17 protein-coding genes and 1 other RNA gene are annotated in these 20,416 nt (G+C 55.6%); all 18 read left to right on the top strand.

Annotated elements, in window-relative coordinates:
- The first annotated feature begins 6 nt into the window (after window positions 1–6).
- Complete coding sequence (locus tag RRY12_06690) at window positions 7–1,806, top strand: V-type ATP synthase subunit A (protein MEG2184347.1); 1,800 nt, start codon at window positions 7–9, stop codon at window positions 1,804–1,806.
- The gene (locus tag RRY12_06685) at window positions 1,793–3,211 is read left to right on the top strand and encodes a V-type ATP synthase subunit B (GenBank protein MEG2184346.1); all 1,419 of its coding nucleotides are present in this window, start codon (window positions 1,793–1,795) and stop codon (window positions 3,209–3,211) included. Before RRY12_06690 ends, RRY12_06685 begins: the two co-directional genes overlap by 14 nt.
- A 16-nt stretch (window positions 3,212–3,227) precedes the next feature.
- Window positions 3,228–3,854, top strand: a complete 627-nt coding sequence (locus RRY12_06680) for a V-type ATP synthase subunit D (GenBank protein ID MEG2184345.1) — start codon at window positions 3,228–3,230, stop codon at window positions 3,852–3,854.
- Window positions 3,855–3,943: 89 nt separating this feature from the next.
- Window positions 3,944–4,296: RNase P RNA component class A (rnpB, locus tag RRY12_06675), an RNA gene on the top strand.
- Between the two features lie 463 nt (window positions 4,297–4,759).
- Entirely contained in the window at window positions 4,760–5,185 is a 426-nt protein-coding gene (gene mraZ / locus RRY12_06670) for a division/cell wall cluster transcriptional repressor MraZ (protein ID MEG2184344.1), read from the top strand.
- A complete protein-coding gene (gene rsmH, locus RRY12_06665; protein MEG2184343.1) occupies window positions 5,182–6,141 on the top strand; it encodes a 16S rRNA (cytosine(1402)-N(4))-methyltransferase RsmH in 960 nt (319 codons plus the stop codon). Before mraZ ends, rsmH begins: the two co-directional genes overlap by 4 nt.
- Window positions 6,134–6,535 carry a hypothetical protein gene (locus RRY12_06660; protein ID MEG2184342.1) on the top strand — a complete coding sequence of 134 codons (402 nt, stop codon included), beginning with the start codon at window positions 6,134–6,136 and terminating at the stop codon, window positions 6,533–6,535. Before rsmH ends, RRY12_06660 begins: the two co-directional genes overlap by 8 nt.
- A 157-nt stretch (window positions 6,536–6,692) precedes the next feature.
- Window positions 6,693–8,216, top strand: coding sequence for a penicillin-binding protein 2 (locus tag RRY12_06655; protein ID MEG2184341.1), 1,524 nt, complete (start codon window positions 6,693–6,695; stop codon window positions 8,214–8,216).
- Window positions 8,217–8,232: 16 nt separating this feature from the next.
- The gene (locus RRY12_06650) at window positions 8,233–9,738 is read left to right on the top strand and encodes a UDP-N-acetylmuramoyl-L-alanyl-D-glutamate--2,6-diaminopimelate ligase (protein MEG2184340.1); all 1,506 of its coding nucleotides are present in this window, start codon (window positions 8,233–8,235) and stop codon (window positions 9,736–9,738) included.
- Window positions 9,735–11,129, top strand: coding sequence for a UDP-N-acetylmuramoyl-tripeptide--D-alanyl-D-alanine ligase (murF, locus tag RRY12_06645; protein ID MEG2184339.1), 1,395 nt, complete (start codon window positions 9,735–9,737; stop codon window positions 11,127–11,129). The genes RRY12_06650 and murF overlap by 4 nt, the downstream gene beginning before the upstream one ends.
- A gap of 1 nt (window position 11,130) precedes the next feature.
- The gene (locus RRY12_06640) at window positions 11,131–12,099 is read left to right on the top strand and encodes a phospho-N-acetylmuramoyl-pentapeptide-transferase (protein ID MEG2184338.1); all 969 of its coding nucleotides are present in this window, start codon (window positions 11,131–11,133) and stop codon (window positions 12,097–12,099) included.
- Between the two features lie 59 nt (window positions 12,100–12,158).
- The gene (gene murD, locus RRY12_06635; GenBank protein MEG2184337.1) at window positions 12,159–13,532 is read left to right on the top strand and encodes a UDP-N-acetylmuramoyl-L-alanine--D-glutamate ligase; all 1,374 of its coding nucleotides are present in this window, start codon (window positions 12,159–12,161) and stop codon (window positions 13,530–13,532) included.
- Between the two features lie 3 nt (window positions 13,533–13,535).
- On the top strand, window positions 13,536–14,675 hold the full coding sequence (locus RRY12_06630; protein MEG2184336.1) for a putative peptidoglycan glycosyltransferase FtsW: 1,140 nt from the start codon (window positions 13,536–13,538) through the stop codon (window positions 14,673–14,675).
- Entirely contained in the window at window positions 14,668–15,753 is a 1,086-nt protein-coding gene (locus tag RRY12_06625; GenBank protein MEG2184335.1) for a UDP-N-acetylglucosamine--N-acetylmuramyl-(pentapeptide) pyrophosphoryl-undecaprenol N-acetylglucosamine transferase, read from the top strand. Before RRY12_06630 ends, RRY12_06625 begins: the two co-directional genes overlap by 8 nt.
- Window positions 15,754–15,772: 19 nt before the next feature.
- Complete coding sequence (murC, locus tag RRY12_06620; protein ID MEG2184334.1) at window positions 15,773–17,185, top strand: UDP-N-acetylmuramate--L-alanine ligase; 1,413 nt, start codon at window positions 15,773–15,775, stop codon at window positions 17,183–17,185.
- Window positions 17,186–18,076, top strand: coding sequence for a UDP-N-acetylmuramate dehydrogenase (gene murB, locus RRY12_06615; protein MEG2184333.1), 891 nt, complete (start codon window positions 17,186–17,188; stop codon window positions 18,074–18,076).
- Entirely contained in the window at window positions 18,039–18,917 is an 879-nt protein-coding gene (locus tag RRY12_06610; GenBank protein MEG2184332.1) for a hypothetical protein, read from the top strand. The genes murB and RRY12_06610 overlap by 38 nt, the downstream gene beginning before the upstream one ends.
- A 124-nt stretch (window positions 18,918–19,041) precedes the next feature.
- Window positions 19,042–20,385: a cell division protein FtsA gene (gene ftsA / locus RRY12_06605; protein ID MEG2184331.1), complete on the top strand. Its 1,344-nt coding sequence runs from the start codon at window positions 19,042–19,044 to the stop codon at window positions 20,383–20,385.
- The last annotated feature ends 31 nt before the right edge of the window (window positions 20,386–20,416 follow it).

Here is a 20,416-nt window from a genome sequence, read left to right as displayed (position 1 = left end):
ATGTAATTGACTACACCCAACGCCGTTACTGGGTACATCGAAAAAATTTCCGGCCCGCTGGTAATTGCCGGCGGAATGGCTGGCGCCTGCATGTTCGATGTCGTTAAAATAGGCAACGCGGGGCTTATCGGAGAAATAATCGAACTGAAAGAGGACAAAGCCTCTATTCAGGTATATGAAGAGACATCAGGCCTTGCCCCCGGCGAGCCTGTCGTAAGCACGGGCGAACCTTTGAGCGTGGAGCTCGCGCCCGGACTCATCGAAGAGTTCTTCGACGGCATCCAGCGTCCGCTTGAAGCTATCGAAGAAAAGGCGCAAAGCCCCTATATATTGAGGGGCATCAGCGTTCCCGCCGTCAGCCGCACAAGAAAGTGGCCCTTTGAGTCATGGCTCAAAGAGGGCGACGAGGTGGCGCCCGGAGACATCATCGGTTCTGTAAAAGAGACGGTGCTTGTCGAGCATAAGATAATGGTTCCCCATCGCGTCAAGGGGAAGATAAAAGAAATCAAATCAGGCGAGTTCACGGTCGAAGAGACTGTAGCCGTCGTGGTCGACGAAAAAGGCCGCGAGCACCAGATCTCTCTGCTCCAGCGCTGGCCCGTTCGTAAGCCGCGCCCCGTCGTAAAACGCCTGCCGCCGGAGGTTCCGCTCGTAACAGGGCAGCGCGTGGTAGACACCTTCTTCCCGATAGCACGCGGCGGCACCGCCTGCGTTCCCGGGCCGTTCGGCTCTGGAAAGACGGTCATCCAGCACCAGCTCGCGAAGTGGGCCGACGCTGAAATAGTCGTTTACATCGGCTGCGGCGAACGCGGAAACGAGATGACGGACGTTCTTCTTGAATTCCCGGAACTCGAAGACCCGCGCTCCGGCCAGCCGCTTATGAAGAGGACGCTGCTTATAGCGAACACTTCAAACATGCCGGTCGCCGCGCGCGAAGCCTCTATCTACACCGGCATCACGATAGCGGAATATTTCCGCGACATGGGATACTCGGTCGCCCTTATGGCCGACTCCACCTCACGCTGGGCCGAGGCTCTGCGCGAAATGTCGGGCCGACTTGAAGAAATGCCCGGTGAAGAGGGCTATCCCGCCTACCTCGGCACACGTCTTGCCTCCTTCTATGAAAGAGCCGGACGCGCCATCTGCTTTGGCAAAGACGGACGCGAAGGCGCCGTTTCTGTCATCGGAGCCGTCTCGCCTCCCGGCGGCGACCTTTCCGAGCCTGTCACGCAGAACACGCTCCGCGTTACGAAGGTCTTCTGGGGCCTCGACGCGCAGCTTGCCTATCAGCGCCACTTCCCGGCCATCAACTGGCTCAACAGCTATTCTCTCTACGCTCAGAAGCTCGGAGAATACTGGGACGGCTTCTACGACGGAGAGTGGAGCGTCTTCCGCACGCAGGCAATGGCTCTGCTTGAAGACGAAGACAAGCTCAAAGAGATCGTCCGCCTCGTTGGCGTCGACGCGCTCTCAAAGGACGAACGCATGGTGCTTGAAACCTCAAAGTCCATTCGTGAGGACTTCCTGCATCAGAACTCTTTCCATGAGATAGACACCTACGCCTCGATGGACAAGCAGTTCAAAATGCTGCGCAACATCCTTTCGTTCCATGAACTGGGGATGCAGGTGCTGCAGCGCGGCGGCACGCTCCGCTCCGTATTCGACCTGCCGGTCCGCGAAGAGATTTCGCGTATGCGCTACGTCGAAGAGGGCGACATCTTCAAACTCGACGAACTTGATACAAAGATAAAAGCCGAATTCGGCAAACTGCTTGCAATGGGAGGTGAGCACGATGAGGTTGCCTGAGGAATATAGAACGATTACCAACCTGTCGGGCCCGCTTATGATGGTCAATAAGGTCAGGGACGTCAGCTTTGACGAACTGGCCGAGATCACGCTCGCCGACGGCGAACACCGCCGCGGACGCGTTCTTGAAATAGACAAGGACAGGGCGCTCGTACAGGTCTACGAAGGAAGCAGCGGCATCGACGTAAACTCGACGCAGGTGCGTTTCCTTGGCGACGTTTTGAAGCTGCCAGTCTCAAAAAACATGCTCGGACGCATCTTCAACGGACGCGGCGACCCAATAGACGGAGGACCTGCCATCATTCCCGACGCCTACCTTGACGTCAACGGAAACCCGATGAACCCCTTCTCGCGTGACTTCCCGTCGGAATTTATACAGACGGGCATCTCCACCATCGACGGCATGAACCCTCTAGTCCGCGGCCAGAAGCTCCCCATCTTCTCTGGAAGCGGTATGCCCCACAATAAAATGGCGGCGCAGATAGCGCGTCAGGCGACCGTCATCAGCGGACATTCCGACTTCGCCGTCGTGTTTGCCGCGATGGGCATCACGTTTGAAGAAGCCTCCTTCTTTATGGAAGACTTCCGCAAGACGGGCGCTCTCGAACGTACCGTCATGTACGTCAACCTCGCGGACGACCCTGCGATCGAACGTATCTCCACGCCGCGGCTTGCTCTGACGGCGGCTGAATATCTCGCGTTTGAACAGGGTATGCACGTCCTTGTCATAATGACCGACCTTACAAACTACAGCGAAGCTCTTCGCGAGATCTCCGCCGCGCGTAAGGAAGTCCCCGGACGCCGCGGCTACCCAGGCTACCTCTACACCGACCTCGCTACGATGTACGAGCGCGCCGGACGCCTTCGCGGCAAAAAAGGCTCGATCACCCAGATACCGATACTGACGATGCCCGAAGACGACAAGACCCACCCTATCCCCGACCTTACCGGATATATAACGGAGGGACAGATAATCCTTTCGCGCGCGCTGCACCGCAAGGGCATCTACCCGCCGGTCGACGTCATGCCGTCGCTCTCAAGGCTCAAAGACAAGGGTATCGGCAAAGGCAAGACGCGCGAAGATCACGCGGACCTCATGAACCAGCTCTTCGCCGCCTACTCGCGCGGTAAAGAGGCCAAAGAGCTCTCCGTCATTCTCGGCGAAGGCGCGCTCTCAGATGAAGACAAGGCCTTCGCAAAGTTCGCGGATCAGTTTGAAGACCGCTATGTCCGTCAGGGCGAATACGAAAACCGCACCATCGAAGATACTCTTCTTCTTGGATGGGAGCTTCTCACGATCGTTCCCGTCCGCGAACTAAAGCGCGTAAGAGACGAGTACATAGAGAAGTACCTGAAACCGCTAGAGGCGGCAAAAGAGGATCTCGAACAGCTGGCACGGCCGTAGGAAGGGGTGACCTCTGATGGCAAAGGCGCTTAATGTCAACCCCAACAGAATGGAGCTCTCGAAGCTCAAAAGACAGCTTGTCACCGCGAAGAGGGGCCATAAACTTCTGAAGGACAAGCAGGACGCGCTTGTAAAAGAATTTCTCGAACGCGCGCGTTCCGTCTACGACCTCCGCCGCGAGGTGGAGCGGGAGCTTGGCGACTGCTATGGCGGATTCCTTATGGCGCGGGCGCAGACGCTTCCGCAGATGCTTGAGCAAACGCTCATGGCATCAGGCGGAGACCTAAGAGTAGAGGTGGAGCACAAAAACGTAATGAGCGTAAGAGTGCCGAAGTACGAGCTTCCCGAGCTTCACGCGGAGCTCAACTACGGACTCGCTACCTCTCCCGGAAGCCTCGACGTAGCGCTTGAGAAATTTCTCAAAGTCATGCCGAAGCTGGTTCGTCTGGCCGCCGCCGAAAAGGCGATACGCGCTATGGCCCTTGAAATAGAACGCACCCGCCGCCGCGTCAACGCGCTCGAACACGTCATGATACCTTCGTTCACGGAGGCCATACGTTCGATCACGATGAAGCTGGACGAAATGGAACGTTCCACGCTCAGCAGGCTCATGGTCATAAAGGAAATAGTCAGAAACCACTAAAGGCAAAAGACGAAACAATGACAAAGGCAGCGCGTTCCCGCAAATGGACGCACTGCCTTTTTATTTTAAGCTGTGTTATAATGTCCGTTCGGAGTACTCGATCCGGTCGCTGGCGTTAAACGCGAGAGGAAAGTCCGGGCTCCAAAGGGCAGGATGCAGGAGAAATTCCTGCGGGTGCGAACCCAGGGAAAGTGCCGCAGAAAAGCAAACCGCCGCGCGTGCGCGGCAAGGGTGAAAAGGCGGGGTAAGAGCCCACCGGACGCGAGGGGAACCCGCGTGCCTGGCAAACCCCATCCGGAGCAAGGTCGAATAGGGAAGGATGAGGCGGCCCGCCGACTTCCGGGTACGACCGCTCATTCCTGTCTGCAAAGGCAGGGTTAGATAAATGACCGGAGGGAGCGCAAGCTCCTTACAAAACCCGGCTTACTGAGTGCTCCGACCGCAAGTCAGCCGCAACGTAACGTTGCGGCTGACTTGCGGTTTAAGGCTTAGTGCTAACGTTCTGTTATAAATCCTAAGTTAATGATTTAAGTTAAATGTGACAGCAATAAGCCACGGCGTACGCCGTGGCTTATTGCTGTCAGCATAGGGCCGTTTATGAGGTGTTTTTTGCCGCGGGGGGCTTTGTCATATCTCATTCTTAATGTTTGATAAGTGATATGTATTTCTACCTATTTAAATAAAGAATCTTAAAAAAACTTGTATGCATACACTGAGGCAATACTCTGCGTAAATGCGCCTCTAAAGTACCCAAAAGCCGCGCGCAGTGTGGGTTTGTAAATATAATAGGCCTAGAGGCTCAATAAAATTTATGACTTTGTAAAACGAAGCTGTTGCGTATTGCCTCTTGTGAGGGTAATGTGTGACGTAGTGGGGTAAAGTGTCAGAAAGTGGGTGTATTTGGTATGCTGGTGGGTAGTTATAACCATAAACTTGATGGAAAAGGCCGCACGGTTCTCCCCGCGAAGTTCAGGGGCGAGCTTGGCTCATCGGTTGTGGCAACTATCGGCATAGACCGCTGCATCGCTTTGTATCCTCTTCCCCGCTGGGAAGAACTTATAAATAAATTAAAGGAACTCTCAACGTTCAAAAAAAAGACGCGTGATTTCAGGCGCGTGCTTCTGTCGATGGCGACGGAGCAGGAGATAGACGGCGCGGGACGTATCCTTATCCCTCAGGTGCTGCGCGATTACGCGGGCACGGAGAGCGACGTTACTCTGATAGGCGCGGAAGACCACATGGAGTTGTGGGACACGCAGAAGTGGGAGGAACACCGCGGCGAAGTGCTGGCGGATTTCTCTGATATGGCGGAAGAGCTGGACGAAATATGAAAGAACATCTGTCGGTGATGCTGAACGAGGTGCTTGAGGCCATTGACGAACCTGAAAAGGTCTTGTGCGTCGTCGACGCCACTTTAGGGCTTGCCGGCCACAGCATCAAGATACTTGAAAAATGCGCAAGCGCCCGTCTTTTTGGCTTCGACCAGGACGCGGAGGCGCGTGAAATAGCGGGAGAGCGGCTTGCTCCGTTTGAGGGACGCTTTGAGATCGTGGCGCAGAATTTCCGCACGATATCGGAGCTTCGCGAAAGAGACGATTTTGACGGCGCCGATGTGATCCTCTTTGACCTCGGTGTTTCAAACTTGCAGATAACGGAGCCGGAACGCGGCTTTTCATTTCAGAATGACGGGCCGCTCGATATGAGGATGGACTCCGAGGATTCTACGGAGCATCACAGAAGAGCCGAAGAGATCCTTCAGAACGCCGACATCAAGGAACTTACGGAGATTTTTCGCAATTACGGCGAGGAGCGCTACGCCTATGAGATAGCAAGGGGCATCGTCCGCAGCCGTGAGCACGGGGGCGAACTGCATACGACGACGGAGCTTGTGGAGCTTATCCGCCGCATCCTGCCCGCGCCGGTGCAGCGAAAGATGGGCGGACATCCTGCCCGCAAGGTCTTTCAGGCGCTGCGCATAGCCGTCAATGATGAGATAAACGCTCTTAACGAGGCGCTTGACGGTGCGCTGGAAGTGCTGAAGCCGGGCGGCAAGATGATCGTCATCTCCTATCATTCGCTTGAGGACAGAATGGTCAAGCTGCGTTTCCGCAAGTGGAAGGATGAGGAAGCGGGGGAGCCGGCGCCAAGGAAGGCGCTCGTGCCATGCGAAGAGGAGATAGAGGCGAATTATAAGTCTCGCAGCGCTAAGATGAGGATTTTTCAGAAGTACGAAGAAGATACAGAGTATGAGACGGATGGCTCAGAGGAGGACAGTGAAGATGCGTAATACCGAATTTAAACATGAAGATGAAACAAGACAGTCGTCGCTTTTGTTGCTTAGTTTTCTTTGCGTCTTTTTTTGCGCGGCGGCGCTTGGATCGCTCAGGCTCTACGGACTTTATCTTGAAAACCGCATATCCGAGACTACGGGACGCATTGAGGCCTGCAAGGAGGAGAATCTCGAGCTTTCACGCAGATATTCTCAGCTTTTGTCTCCGGCGAGGGTCTATAACTACGCCCGCACGAATCTTGGAATGGTCAACGCGGAAAATGTAAAGGTCGTAAGGATAGATCCCAGCGAGGTGCGTGTAGCTCAAGTCAGTGAAAAAGAAGAGATTCAGGATGGAGGCCTTTTTGAGAATCTGAACCCCTTCGTAAAGAAGGCACATGCCAAAAATTAGGAAAGAGCAGGAGAGAGGCCCCCGCCATTCTAAAGCAGTATGGTTCGCAGCTTTCCTGACATTGTTTGTCTTAGCCGCCGGAACAGCCAAGATCCAGCTTTGGCCTGACCGGCGAATTGTCTTACAGTCACAAAAACAGTATTGGGCGAATGTGGCGGTGAGCCCGTCGCGCGGCAGGATAGAGGACAGAAACGGCATCCCGCTTGCAATATCCGTTCCGACTACAAGTTTTTTCATCGACCCTAAATTCTGGGACCCCGCAAGCTCTGATAAAGTTCTGTCGCCCTTTTTCGGGAAGGCAGTAGGCTCTAAATTCGCGCAGGAACGGCCCGGACGTTTTTACTGGGTGGCGCGCAACATCCCGGTGGACAAGGCGAACACGCTCGCAAAGCAGAAGGTTCCCGGCCTCTATACCCAGACGGAAAAAAGAAGGATATATCCGCACGAGTCGCTGGCGTTCCACGTCCTCGGCTTTTGCGACATAGACCAGTACGGCCAGGCGGGCGTAGAGCTTGCCTGGAATCATATTTTATATTCGCCGCCGCGTTCGAGGTTCATGACGAGGGATTCCAAGGGGAACGCGCTTGACATCATGAGCGGAAAATCTGGAGTTGTGAAGGATACGGCCGGTTCAATAAAGCTGACCATTGATTCGCGCATCCAACAGATACTTGAATGGCGTCTGAGTGAAGGGGCAAAGGCCTCCGAGGCGGGATGGGCCGCCGGCGTCTGCGTCGACCCGCACACAGGGCAGATAATCGCACTTGCAAGCTACCCGACGCTGAACCCCAACAACAGAAAAAATCTCATCCACACCGACGCCGTGCGCAACAACGCTGTTGGCCGCGTCTTTGAGCCCGGCTCCGTTTTTAAGCCGATAACGATGGCGATAGCGATGGAGACGGGCGCAGTTAGTGCGAACAGTACGTTTCAGTGCGGCGGTTCGATGATACTCTTTGACAAGACGATGAGTGAAGTGCACAGAAAGGCGCACGGCGTTCAGGACCTCACTCACGTTCTTATGAATTCCTGCAATATCGGGATGTCCAAAATGTCTATGGGGGTGCCAAGGTATCAGGCCTATGGTATGCTTAAACAGTTTGGCTTCGGCGACAAGACCGAGGTCGAAATAGCCGGCGAAGAGGCCGGGCTTATCAAGCAGCCGGAAGAATGGCTAGGCACTGTGCCCGCCAACATATTTATCGGACAGGGCATTGCTGTTACGCCTCTTCAGGAGGTGATGGCCATCGCCTCTATCGCAAACGGAGGCACGCTGCTTAAGCCGTATATTGTGGAAGAGGTAAGGGACAGCGCCGGGAAGATGATCCATAGAGGAACGAAGCGCGCGCGCTATCAGGTGATCTCTCAAAAGACCTCCGATTTTGTGAGGCAGGCTATGAAGATGGTCGTCGCGGAGGGCGGCGGAAAGCTGGCTAAATCCACTAAGGTGGCCGTTGCCGGAAAGACCGGAACGGCGCAGGTGGCTCAGTCCGGCGAGTATCAAAAGGGGCAGTACGTGGCCTCGTTCGTCGGTTTCTGGCCCGCGGACAGACCGCAGTATGTGATGCTGATATCCATAGGCGAACCAAAGGGCGCCAGATATTACGGAGGGCAGATAGCCGCTCCGGTATTTAAGTCTATAGTGGAAGATATCGTTCAGATAAATCCTGGGAAAATATAAGAGGGGGGTATATGTTATGTTGTTGAACAAAGTGGCTCAGGCGGCCGAAAAACTGCCTATAAAGGTTAGACTCCATCTTCCGGAAGGTTGCGTCCTTGAGGCTATAAATGTGGAGGGCGTGGTGTGCGACAGCAGAAAAGCTGCCCCGGGCATGATGTTCGCGGCCACCAAGGGCGGACATGTCGACGCACACGACTTTATCGCGGGCGCTGTCGCAAAAGGAACTTCCGCCGTTTTATGCGAAAGAGAGACAGACTGCCCCGTTCCGCAGCTTATAACGGACGACGTTCGCGCGGCTATGGGGTATATATGCTCGCTCGTCCACGACGAGCCTGCGAAAAAATTGACGATGATAGCGCTTACCGGCACGAACGGAAAGACGACCTCCACCTTTATGACGCAGAGCATACTGAACCACGCCGGCATAAAGACGGGGCTTATGGGCACCATCATCTACGACGACGGGAAAACGCAGGAAGAGGCGGAGCACACGACGCCAGAGGGCAGCGACGTTCAGAATATACTTGCCAGAATGACGGAAAACGGCTGCAAGGCCTGCGTCATGGAGGCGTCGTCCCACGCCATAGACCAGGGGCGCATAAACGGCATAAGCTTCGACAGGGCCGGCTTTACGAACCTCACTCTGGATCATCTCGACTACCATAAGACTATGGAAAATTATTTCCTCGCTAAAAAGGCGCTCTTTGACAAATATATGAGAAACAACTGGAAGGCCTGCGTCAACATCGACGACGCATACGGCCAGCGGCTGCGCGACGCATTGGGCGCGCGCGCCATTACCTACAGCATGGTGAACGAAAGCGCAGATTTCTGGGCCTCTATCAAAAATATAAGCGTCGGCGGCCTCGACCTTGAGGTCAAAACGCCGGACTTGCCGAAAACACAGAAGGTCACTCTGCCGGTGCTCGGCGCCTACAATGTCTCGAACGCGCTGCAGGCGCTCTCGCTTGCGTGGTCTCTAGGCGTCTCGTCGCAGACCGCGCTTGAAGCGCTTGAAAATATGCGGCAGGTGCCAGGACGGCTTGAACGCTATGCGATAGAGGGTTCAGGCGTATGCGTCATCGACTTTGCGCACAGCTCCGACGGGCTTGAAAAGGTGCTGACGGCGGTGCGCCCCATCTGTAAAAAGAAGCTCTATGTGCTGTTTGGAGCGGGCGGCGACAGAGACACGACGAAGCGTCCCGTTATGGGCGAGATAGCGTCGCGCCTTGGCGACTATGTGGTGGTCACCTCCGACAACCCAAGAAGCGAAGACCCGACCGCGATCATGAAGGCCATAGAGCCTGGCGTAAAAGAGCACGACACGCCCTATGTGATGATAGAGGATCGCCGCGCGGCCATCTATTACGGGCTGGAGCAGATAGGCGAGGGCGACATGCTTGTGATAGCGGGGCGCGGCCCCGAGACGCACCAGATCTTGAAGGATGGGCCTATCCCTCTTGTAGATAAAGAAATAATGGAGGACTGGCTTGCCGCGCATGGAAAGAGGACGGCAAGGTGACCCCCTTTACTGCCTCCGCCGCCGCATCCGCGTGCGGCGGGAGCCTCTGCGGCCCTGATATAAAAATATGCCGTGGGTGGAAGAGCGACAGCCGTGAGGTTTCGCACGGAGACGCCTTCGTCGCCATAAAGGGCGACGTGACGGACGGCCATCTATTTTTACAGCAGGCGGTGAACAACGGCGCGAAGCTGCTGCTCGTCAACGCCTCCGAGATGGAGCGCCTTGAACTGCGCCGTCCAGAATACGCCGGCATCACCTTCATCGCGGCGGAGGATACTGTGCGGGCTTTGTCGAAAATAGCGGAAGAATATTTAAGAGGCGTAGCGCCGCATGTGACGGCTATAACAGGCAGCGTTGGAAAGACGACGACGCGCGAGCTGACGGCGGCGGCTATGAAAAAGCGTCTGCGCCTGCACAGCGCGATACGCAGCTTCAACACGCTCATCGGATGCAGCCTGACCGTGCTTGCGATGCCGGAGGATACTCAGGAGCTTGTGCTAGAACTCGGCACCAACCATTTTGGGGAGATATCGGAGCTTGTGGAGCATTTTCAGCCGCAGACCGTGATAATTACGGAGGTCGTTCCCGCGCATCTTGAAGGCTTTGGTGACATCCATGGCGTTCTGCGCGCCAAAATGGAGATATGCAAAAGCCCGGCGCTTGAAAAAATCATCTTCAACAACGACAATCCGCTGATTCGCGAGTATATGTCATATAATTATAATAACATTACAAAATATTCCATAGGTTACGACGAGGGAAGCGACATCAGGATAATCGACAGCTATATCACGCTGGACGAGGGCGGCCCGCGCACGACGGCGCTCTATGAGGAAAAAGGAGAGCGCTTTACACTGGAAAGCACGCTCTTTGGCATCCAGCACGCCTATAACATGGCCTATGCCTGCTGCGCGGCGGAGCTTTCCGGAGTTTCCAAAAAAGAGACGGCGCAGGCCTTCGCCGCGATGCCGCCGATATCGGGACGCGGCCTCTGCCGCAGGTGCGGCGCGCAGGGCTGGGTGATAGACGAGGCCTATAACGCAAATCCGGCCTCTATGTCGGCCGCCATAAAGAACGCGCGCTCCGCGGCGGAAAAGCTCGGCGTAAAAAAATGCGCTATTCTTGGCGGCATGAGGGAGCTTGGCGAAAGCACCGCCGAGTGGCACGCTAAAATCATTTCCGAAGTGTCGGATTTTGACGCCGTGATGCTGCTTGGCCGGGAGTGGGCGGAGTGCGGAGCGCCTGTCGGCAAGAGCGCCGCAGTCTACCTTTCGCTGGAAGACATCATAGGCGCCATCGACTACACAGACCTCTCCCGCCGCGTCATACTTGTCAAAGGCTCCAATTCCTATGGCCTGAAAAAAGTGGTCGGGGCTTTAACGGAGGCGTAAGATGCTTATAGAATTTACTCTGCTTCTCATGTTCGCCTTTGTCTGCGAACTTGTCTTACAGAAATACTGGATAGCCGTCATGCACAAGATGAAGATAGAGCAGGTGACGAAGCTTTACGGCCCCTGCTGGCACGAAAAGACGAAGATGGGTACGCCCACGATGGGCGGCATCGTCTTTATTCCCGTCATTCTTCTCTGTCTGCCTCTTTTTATGACGTTCGCTCCTGATTTTTCATGGGAGGCGGCCGGCAGGATAATCTCCTATCCCGTGCTCGCCGCGGCGGTGGGCTTCATCGACGACTGGCTCAAACATACGAGGCGTTCAAGCGACGGCCTTACCAGCCTTCAAAAGCTGGGGCTGCAAATTTTGGTCACTGTTCCGTGGGCCGTCTGGGTTTCCGTGCCTCCATATATGATAGTGCCAGGCTTTGAACTGCCCAGAATATTATATATCCTCTGCGTCGTCTTCGTCGGCGTCGGCCTGCAAAACGCGGTCAACGTGACCGACGGCCTTGACGGGCTTGCCGCGGGCTGCACTCTGATTTCGCTCATAGCGGCGCTTTCGTTTATAGAATGCGGGCCGCTTATGATGCTTGTCATTTCCGCCTCGTGCGGCGTCTGCCTAGCCTTTTTGTGGCACAACGCAAACCCGGCCTCCGTTTTTATGGGAGATGTCGGCGCGCATTTTTTTGCGGGGCTGCTGCTTTCGATATGTATAAATTCCGGCGTCTTTGTCTTCGTCATACCGCTGGGATTTTTCTTTGGAGTTGAGATATTTTCCGTGGCCGTCCAAATAATAGCCATTCGCCGCTTCCACAGGAAGGTCTTCAAAATGAGCCCGATACACCATCATTTTGAAATGTCCGGCTGGAAAGAGACGGAGATCGTGACGCGTTTTTGGATAATCCACATCCTGGGCATCTGCCTGCTCATGTCGTGCCTCTTTTATTTTACGCTTAGAGACTTTTGAGGTATGATTATATCTTGATTTTTTATTAGAACGTTCTATTCGGAAGGTCGTTGGTTGTAGTGACAGAAGATAAAGTTTTGACAGGCAAACGCATATCCGTGATAGGCGCCGGAGTGAGCGGCAGAGCCCTTGCCGAACTTGCGGCCTCGCTTGGCGCGGATGTATTTGTCTCCGACGCAAAAGAGATAAAAGAAGAGACGAAGGCCGCTTTCGCCGCCTCCGGGATAAACTGGGAAGAGGGCGGCAACACCGACCGCGCGCTCTGCGCTGACCAGATAGTGGTAAGCTCCGGCATATCGCCTAAGATACCGGTCCTAGCCGCCGCCGGCAAAAACAACGTGCCAGTCACAGGCGAGCTGGATTTTGTAAACCCGTATCTTTCGGGCATAGTGATAGGCGTCACCGGAAGCAACGGCAAGACGACGACTACCTCGATGATAGGCTATCTGCTTGAAAAACTTGGTTATTCCGTAATGACCGGAGGGAACATCGGCAACGCTGTGGCGCTTGCCGCCGGAAAAGATTTTGACTTTATCGTGCTCGAACTTTCGAGCTTCCAGCTTTACTGGGCGAAGGATTTTATGTGCGACCTGGCCGTCGTCACCAACCTCGCCCCAGACCATATAGACTGGCACGGCTCTTATGAAAATTACATAGCGGCGAAAGCAAAGCTCATATCATGCCTTGCGCCGGGGGGAGCTGCCATCTATCAGGAGCGCGACGAAGAGGCGCTTGACATAAAGGCCGGCGTCGAACGTTTCCCGCTTGCGTGGGGCGAAAGCGACCCGCACAAGCAGGGCGTCTATCTTGACGACGGCGTTCACGCGGCTTGGATAAACGGCGGCGGCTGCCGCATGAAGCAGAAGCTTTTTCTCTTTGACGACGTGAAGCTGCTTGGAAAACACAACCTCGAGAACGCAGGGATGGCGCTTGCGGCGCTTGCTCTCTTCAACACGCCTGAGGTGACGGGCGAACTGCTCGCCTCATACGTGCCGCCGAAGCACAGATGCGCGTTCGCGGGCAAGACGGGCGGCGTCTCCTTTGTGGACGACTCAAAGGGCACGAACGTGGCGGCCACTATCGCCGCAATGACCTCTCTTGCCGGCGACAAGGTGATCATTCTGGGCGGTCAGGGCAAGGGCGAGGACTACGCTCCGCTTGCCGCAGCAGTAAAAGAATATACTCACGCGGCGGTGCTTCTTGGCTCCGAAAAGCAAAAAATGGCGGAGGCGCTAGCCGCGGCGGGCGTTGTAAACTACAGGCTGGTAAATGATATGGAAGAGGCGGTAAAAGCCGCCTTTGACGCGGCCGTTCCCGGCGATACGGTGTTGCTTTCGCCGGCCTGCACCAGTTGGGATATGTACCCCAGCTACAACGCGCGCGGCGATCATTTCTGTGCTATAGTGAAAGAACTTGCCGCAGCCGGAGAATAATATATGGAAATAAATCCGCTGGGGCAGGAGGGAAGCAGATATAAAGCCAATCCGTTTATATGGGCGATACCGCTCATTTTAAGCGGCATCGGCATTTTGATGATAACCTCCACCACCAGTCCGACCTCGTTCCTATATACGGGCACGCCTTTTCAGATGGGCATAAAGCAGACTCAGTGGCTCTTTATTGCGATGTGCGGCATGTGCGTCATATATTCCATACCTGTGCGCATCTGGTACCGTTTTTCCGCCCCGCTGCTCATTTTGATGTGGGTGCTGGCGTGGCTGCCGCTTGTGCCAGGCATAGGAGAGGCGATAGGAGGCGCGCGGCGCTGGATAAAGCTCCCGGGGCTCGGCGTCTCTTTGCAGCCGGGAGAGTTGCTTTGCCTTGCCGTTGCGCTGCATCTAGCGAAACTTTTCGCCCGCGATGGCGACCGCGATCCTTTGAAAAGCTTTGTAAAAACTATTGTTATTATAACTCTCGCCGTGCTGCCGCTGCTTGCCCAGCCAGACCTCGGCACTACGATACTTGTCTTCACCGTGTCGATGGGAATGTACGTCGAACGCATCGGCTGGCGCTATCCGCTGATTGCGGGGGGCGTCCTTGGAGGCGTCGTTTTCCCACTGCTCATATTGATAGAGCCTTACCGCATGAGGCGCGTCGCCGCCTTTCTCGACCCGTGGCAGGACCCGCTGGATAAGGGCTTTCAGGCTATACAGGGGCTTATCGCCTTTTCAAACGGCGGAGTGTGGGGCTCGGGCCTGGGGCACGGCTTTCAAAAACTGAACTATCTGCCCGCAGCCTATACGGACTTCATTTACGCCGCCGTCGGCGAGGAGCTGGGGCTTATAGGCACGCTCTGCATCATTTTGCTGTTCGGCTTCTGGCTGCTCCAGACCCGCGCAAGCTATTTCCGCACGCAGGACCCGTTTCGCGCCTCGCTTATATGGGGCATCTCGCTTACGGTGCTGCTGCCGCTCGTCATCAACGTCGCGGGCGTCACGAAGATGATACCGCTGACCGGCATGCCGCTGCCCTTTATAAGCTACGGAGGCACGTCGCTTGTGACTATGTGGTCGCGCGTTGGGCTTATGCTGCGGCTTGAAAAAGACAGCGTTCTTGAGGATACTTTCGATGAATGACGCAAATACGGCCGCTAAAAATTTATTGCTTGCGGCGGGCGGCACTGGCGGCCACATCTGGCCCGCTATCTCGTTCGGCCGCTGGATAAAATCCCGCCACCCTGAATGCCGCGTGCGCTACGTCTGCGGCAGCAGGCCTTTAGAGCGTGAGATATACGCCGCGGCAGGCGAAGAGCCGCTTGTGCTGCCTATAGACGGTTCGCCGCTTTCTGGCAGAAACGTCACACAGAGGCTCGGCCGTCTTTGTTCGCTCTATTCGTCATACCGTTTTGCGCGCGACGCGTTTTCGCGATTCAAGCCGGAGGCGGCGCTGCTTTTCGGAGGTTATCTCTCATTTCCGATGATGCTTGCCTGCAAACGCGCCGGCGTCCGCTGCGCTATGCATGAGCAGAACGCAAGGGCTGGCAAGGTGACTCGGGTCGCCGCGAAGCTTGGCGTCGATATTTACTGCGGCTGGGGTGAATGCCCGCCGCTTTCAGAGGCGCGCGTCCTACGCACCGGAGTGCCGGTGCGTCAGTTCGCGCGCACGCAGCAGGCCTCCGCGTGGAAGGCGCTGGAGATTGCGGAGGAGATGCCCTCCGGCCCGAAGGTGGTCGTCTTCACCGGCTCTTTGGGCAGCCAGTCTATAAAGGATAAAATATGCGAGACGGCCCGCAACGCCGCCTTTGCGGATTGGGGCTTTATACTGCCCGCGGTCTCAGATACGGTGCGTAAGGCGGAGCGTAACGTCTGGCTCCTGCCTAAAGTATGGGACGCGTCGCCGCTTTATTCCGCGGCGGACATGCTGGTGCTTCGCGGCGGAGGCTCCACTTTGACGGAGGCGGGAGTGCTAGGCATTCCGGCGCTCGTCATACCGTGGAGGGGCGCCGCCGACAATCACCAGTACCACAATGCGCTTGCATTCGTCAGCGAAAATATAGGAGTGCTTTTTAACGAGGAAGAGGACGCCTCTGCGCTTGCCTCCGCCTTGAAGGAACTTAATAAAATAAGAGAAAACAAAAACGGGGGCGGATGCCTCAAAGGACAGGAAAAGGTCATCTGTGAAAATTTATGGAGCGCGCTTTTTCCTGCGGGATAGATAAGGGAGCCTGATGAAGATGGAAAACAGGGACAGCGGTTTGAAAAATAAGAGCATACACTTGATGGGTGTAGGCGGAGCTGGCATGAGCGGTCTTGCCATACTTCTTGACCAGATAGGCGCGAAGGTCTCTGGATGCGACTCTATCAAAACCGCCTACATGAAGCACATGGAAGAACGCAACATCCCTGTGATCATTGGACACGACGCGCGGCATATCGACGAGTTCATGCCGAACATTCTGGTATATTCAAGCGCCATCCCGAACGACCACCCGGAGATACTCAAGGCGTGGCAGCAGGGGATACAGGTCTCACGCAGGGCCGAGGTCTTAAGCCAGATATTCAACGTAAGGCGCGGAGTTGGAGTGGCCGGCACGCACGGAAAGACGACCACGTCGTCGATGATCTCGCTCATTGCGGAACACGCGGGAACTGACCCGACCGTGGCCATCGGCGGAGAACTGCTTCAGATAGGCACTAACGCAAAGCTCGGCAAGAGCGACTTTATGGTGGCGGAGCTTGACGAGAGCGACCGCTCGTTCGTCTACTTCCACCCGGAGATCTCCGTCATAACGAATATCGACTGGGACCACAGAGACCACTACATGACCTTTAAGGCCGTTACGGACGCCTTTGCGGAGTTTCTTTCGCACTCAAAGACCGGCGGCAAGACGATCATGTGCATGGAGGACGGCGGAGTGCGCCGCCTCTGCGAAGAGTACAGCGTCTCAAAGAACATAATCACCTACGGCTGGGGGCGCGGATGGAACTGGGGCGCCGCCGAGGTGACGCACTTTGCCGGAGGCGGCGTCTCCTACAGGCTCTTCTGCAACGGAGAGGACAGGGGCATAGTCGAACTCAAAGTTTCCGGCGAACATAACGTGCTGAACTCGCTTGCCGCTTACGCGGCGGCTGTAGAAATGGGGATAGGCGACGACGATATCCGCGAGGGGCTTAAACTCTTCATCGGAGCGAAGCGCCGTCTTCAAAAGTGCGGAGAGGTGAACGGCATCCTCATCTACGACGATTACGGACATCACCCAAATGAAATATCGGCTACGCTTAGCACGGTCCGCAAAATATTCCCCGAGCGGCGCGTTGTGGCTATCTTCCAGCCGCATCGCTTCAGCCGCACAGCCGCACTCTATAAAGAGTTTGCGGACGCACTTTCCCTTGCGGACAGAGCGTTTATACTGCCCATATATGGCTCAGACGAAAGGCCTATAGAGGGAGTCTCCTCAAAGCTCATCTTTGACGCCGCTTCGGACGACATGCGCTCGCACTACGAGCTGTCTGGAAATTTTGACGACCTCATCACCTCTGTCTGTCAGGCGGCGCGTTCTGGAGACATAATACTGACGGTGGGCGCCGGCTCCATCGGAACGCTTGGAAATAAAATAGTCGACAAGCTGACAGAGATGCAAAAATAAATGTCACAAACGCTTCGCATCCGCGATTATCCATTGAGGGAGCTTAACAGCTGGGGCTGCGGCGGCCGCTGCCTCTGGTTCGCCGCGCCCGCGTCCGCGGACGAGGCGGCTGGGCTCATACGTTCCTCCGCAAATGACGGAACGCAGCTGTTCGTCCTTGGCGGCGGTTCCAACGTGCTTGTGCAGGAGGGGCAGATAGAGGCTGGAGTGCTTTCTTCCTCAAATCTTGCCGACGTAACGGCGGAGGCGGGGGACGGCTGCGTATACGTGCAGACAGGCGCCGGTTTTTCCGTAAAGGCGCTGCTAGCCTTGTCGTTTGCAAACGGCTGGGGCGGCACGGAATTTCTTACCGGCATCCCGGGCACGGTGGGCGGCGCGCTCTTTGGCAACGCTGGAGCTGACGGCCGCAGCTTCGCGCCCTCCGTAGAAAGCATAACGGCGGTCACGGAGGACGGAGAGGTTCGGAAATGGGAGCGCGGCGAACTTGAGTGGCGCTACAGAAATTCTCCGTGGAAACGCCCTCCGCTTTTTATAACCGGCGCGACTTTTCGTTTTCCTCTTGAGGATAAACAAAATATTATCAAGAATATAAGACATTTTGCAAAACTTAAAAAAGGTCAGCCGATAGGGGCTATGACCGCGGGCTGCGTCTTTAAAAATCCCGCGGGAAACGCCGCGGGCGCGCTGCTTGACTCGTGCGGGTGCAAGGAACTTTTCGTAGGCGAGGCGCGCGTCTGCCCCAGCCACGCGAATTTTATAGAAAACCGCGGCGGAGCGAAGGCGGACGACATCTTCAAACTGGCCGAGCTGTGCCGCGCGCGCGTCTATGACAGATATGGAATAAGGCTTGAATATGAAATTAAGATCATTGGCGAGTTTCCGGCGCTATAGAAGACTGAAAAAATTTCTGCTCGTTTTGGCGGCAGCCGCGCTTGGCTTCATGGCGGCGGCAGAGGGACGTTTTTCTGTGATGCGCATAAGCGACATACAGGTGACGCCGGCGCACATCCTGCCGCAGTATGCGGTGTGGGGGACGCTTTCGCCGGCGCAGGAGGCATTCTGGCCCTCCTTCTGGTTTGCGAAAAACGAATATAAGGGCCTCATAGAGGCCTATTATCCGGTGACGGTAGCGCCCGAGATCTGCGGCTGGGGGAAATTCAGCCTGACCGTCGCGCCTCTTTCTCCGCTTTATAAGATTTTTTGGGCGGGGAAATTCTGGTACCTTGCGGAGAACGGAAAGGTCTGGCCCTCTTCGCTTGCGGCAAATACGCTGCTTGCGGCGCACAACGCTGACAAGCTGCCCATATTGTCATGGTCTGAAGAACGCGCAACGCCAATAAACCTCGCAGGTGCGCCGGGGAACATCTTTACCTCCAGCCTGCCGCTGCCTCTCATAAAAAGCTGGTACTCAAAGACGGAGCAGCTTGGCTGGAACAGGTCCATCAAGTTCATCCAGGCGGCCATTCGTGAAGGCACGCCCGTCGTGCGCATAATATTCTATACGGCGGGGGATGAGAACGGAGCCGCGATGATACTGCCGGAGGACGCCAAACTTTGGGACGAGGCGGCCGTTGCCATCAAAAAATTATACGGCGGCATAGCAAACCTGCCTCCCGACCTCTATATAGACTGTACCTATAACGGCAAGATACTTATCAAAAACGTCAAGCCGCAGAGCGCGGACATCAGCGGCAATAACGTAGGCGCTTTTTCTAAAAAGGCGGTACAATGAATGTAATATATATACATATTTTTAAATTTTATTCGGATGTTACGGAATATATTTATTTCTAAAGTCAGAGTTTTAGGGTAGAATATGAGGGATATATAATCCCTAGGAAGAGGGGGCATTTTCTTTGTTTAAAAAGCAAGCGGCTTATCAGCAAAATAGAGAACCTGATCTGCTCGTCGGCCTTGATCTTGGAACCAGTAAGGTTACAGTGGTGGTAGCGGAACGTGAACTTGACGGAGAAGAAGCGCAGGTCATCGGAGTTGGACAGGCGCCGTCAAACGGAATAAGAAAAGGCCTTATCGTAAATCTCGACCAGGCCGTAAGGTCGGTGCGTCAGGCGATAAGCGACGCGCAGAACATGGTCGGGCAGGATTTGAACGAAGTCACCGTAGCCTTCGGCGGCGGCGAAGTGACGAGCATCCGTTCAAAGGGCATGGTCTCTCTTGGACGCACGCCGCGCTCGGTCATGCGCCTTGACATCGAACGCGTCATAGACGCGGCGCAGGCTGACGTCGTGGTGCCGACCAATCAAAGCATACTGCACACCATTCCAGTCGAATATTCGCTTGACGGAAACGTCGGCATCGACGACCCCCTCGGAATGAACGCTATGCGCCTCGACATCGAACTACAGTCGATAATAGTCCCCACTGCCACAATCCAAAACGTACTGAACTGCGTCAATCGCGCGGGCCTTGAAGTGACGAGCCTCGTCATCAAACCGCTCGCCGCGGCCCTTGGAGTGCTCTCGCCAGAGGACGCGCTGGCGGGCGCCGTCGTCATCGATATAGGCGGAGGCACCACTGGCATAGCGGTCTTTGCGGACGGACGCCCAAAACATCTGGGCCTGCTTCCAGTTGGCGGCGACCATATCACAAACGACCTTGGCAGCGTTCTGCGCCTGCCCCTCAACAAGGCGGAGGAGATAAAGCGCTCCGTCTCATTGAAGCATGACTTTGAACAGGGCGAGACGATGGACTTCACGCACAAGACGCGCGACTACAGCATCGCTAAAGAAGATCTGTACGAGATCGTCAAATGCCGTCTTGAAGAGCTGGCTGAGGTGCTGATACGGCCCGAGATAAAAGCGGCGAAGATTTCCCTTCTGCCCGGCGGCATTTTGCTCACGGGCGGCGTCTCAAAGACCGACGGCATAGATGACTTCGTCGTAGATATGATGGACCTTCCGGCAAGGGCGGTGATGCCGCTTGACGCGAACAGAATGCCTCCCGGCCGCAACACGCAGGAATACGCCTCGGCCGCCGGCATCATCAAATACATATTGGAGCGCGAACGCGACCCCTTCCGCTATCTCGACAATCCGATGATAGGAAAGAACGAACAGCCGAAGTCCTCACCGGTCTACGTGCCGCCGCTTTCCGGCACGCCGATGTCCGGCAAGGAGAAGGACGGCCCAAGCTTCAGTCCCGTCGACGCGTTTAAAAAACTCTTTGGCGACCTCTTTTAGAGGCCAGTTCTGGAATCAGGAGGCATACCAT

The sequence above is a fragment of the Cloacibacillus sp. genome (genome assembly GCA_036655895.1).
Lineage (GTDB): Bacteria > Synergistota > Synergistia > Synergistales > Synergistaceae > JAVVPF01.
The sequence above is the reverse complement of the archived record's forward strand: the minus strand, read 5'-3'. Positions and strand labels throughout refer to the sequence as shown.

Bases quoted from the DNA above. Each gene is read 5' to 3' on its own strand.
- RRY12_06680 (MEG2184345.1), top strand. From the start codon at position 3,228: ATGGCAAAGGCGCTTAATGTCAACCCCAACAGAATGGAGCTCTCGAAG.
- RRY12_06630 (MEG2184336.1), top strand. From the start codon at position 13,536: ATGGAAATAAATCCGCTGGGGCAGGAGGGAAGCAGATATAAAGCCAAT.
- murC (MEG2184334.1), top strand. From the start codon at position 15,773: ATGGAAAACAGGGACAGCGGTTTGAAAAATAAGAGCATACACTTGATG.
- RRY12_06640 (MEG2184338.1), top strand. From the start codon at position 11,131: ATGCTTATAGAATTTACTCTGCTTCTCATGTTCGCCTTTGTCTGCGAA.
- rsmH (MEG2184343.1), top strand. From the start codon at position 5,182: ATGAAAGAACATCTGTCGGTGATGCTGAACGAGGTGCTTGAGGCCATT.
- murB (MEG2184333.1), top strand. From the start codon at position 17,186: ATGTCACAAACGCTTCGCATCCGCGATTATCCATTGAGGGAGCTTAAC.
- RRY12_06660 (MEG2184342.1), top strand. From the start codon at position 6,134: ATGCGTAATACCGAATTTAAACATGAAGATGAAACAAGACAGTCGTCG.
- RRY12_06685 (MEG2184346.1), top strand. From the start codon at position 1,793: ATGAGGTTGCCTGAGGAATATAGAACGATTACCAACCTGTCGGGCCCG.
- RRY12_06650 (MEG2184340.1), top strand. From the start codon at position 8,233: ATGTTGTTGAACAAAGTGGCTCAGGCGGCCGAAAAACTGCCTATAAAG.
- mraZ (MEG2184344.1), top strand. From the start codon at position 4,760: ATGCTGGTGGGTAGTTATAACCATAAACTTGATGGAAAAGGCCGCACG.
- RRY12_06625 (MEG2184335.1), top strand. From the start codon at position 14,668: ATGAATGACGCAAATACGGCCGCTAAAAATTTATTGCTTGCGGCGGGC.
- RRY12_06610 (MEG2184332.1), top strand. From the start codon at position 18,039: ATGAAATTAAGATCATTGGCGAGTTTCCGGCGCTATAGAAGACTGAAA.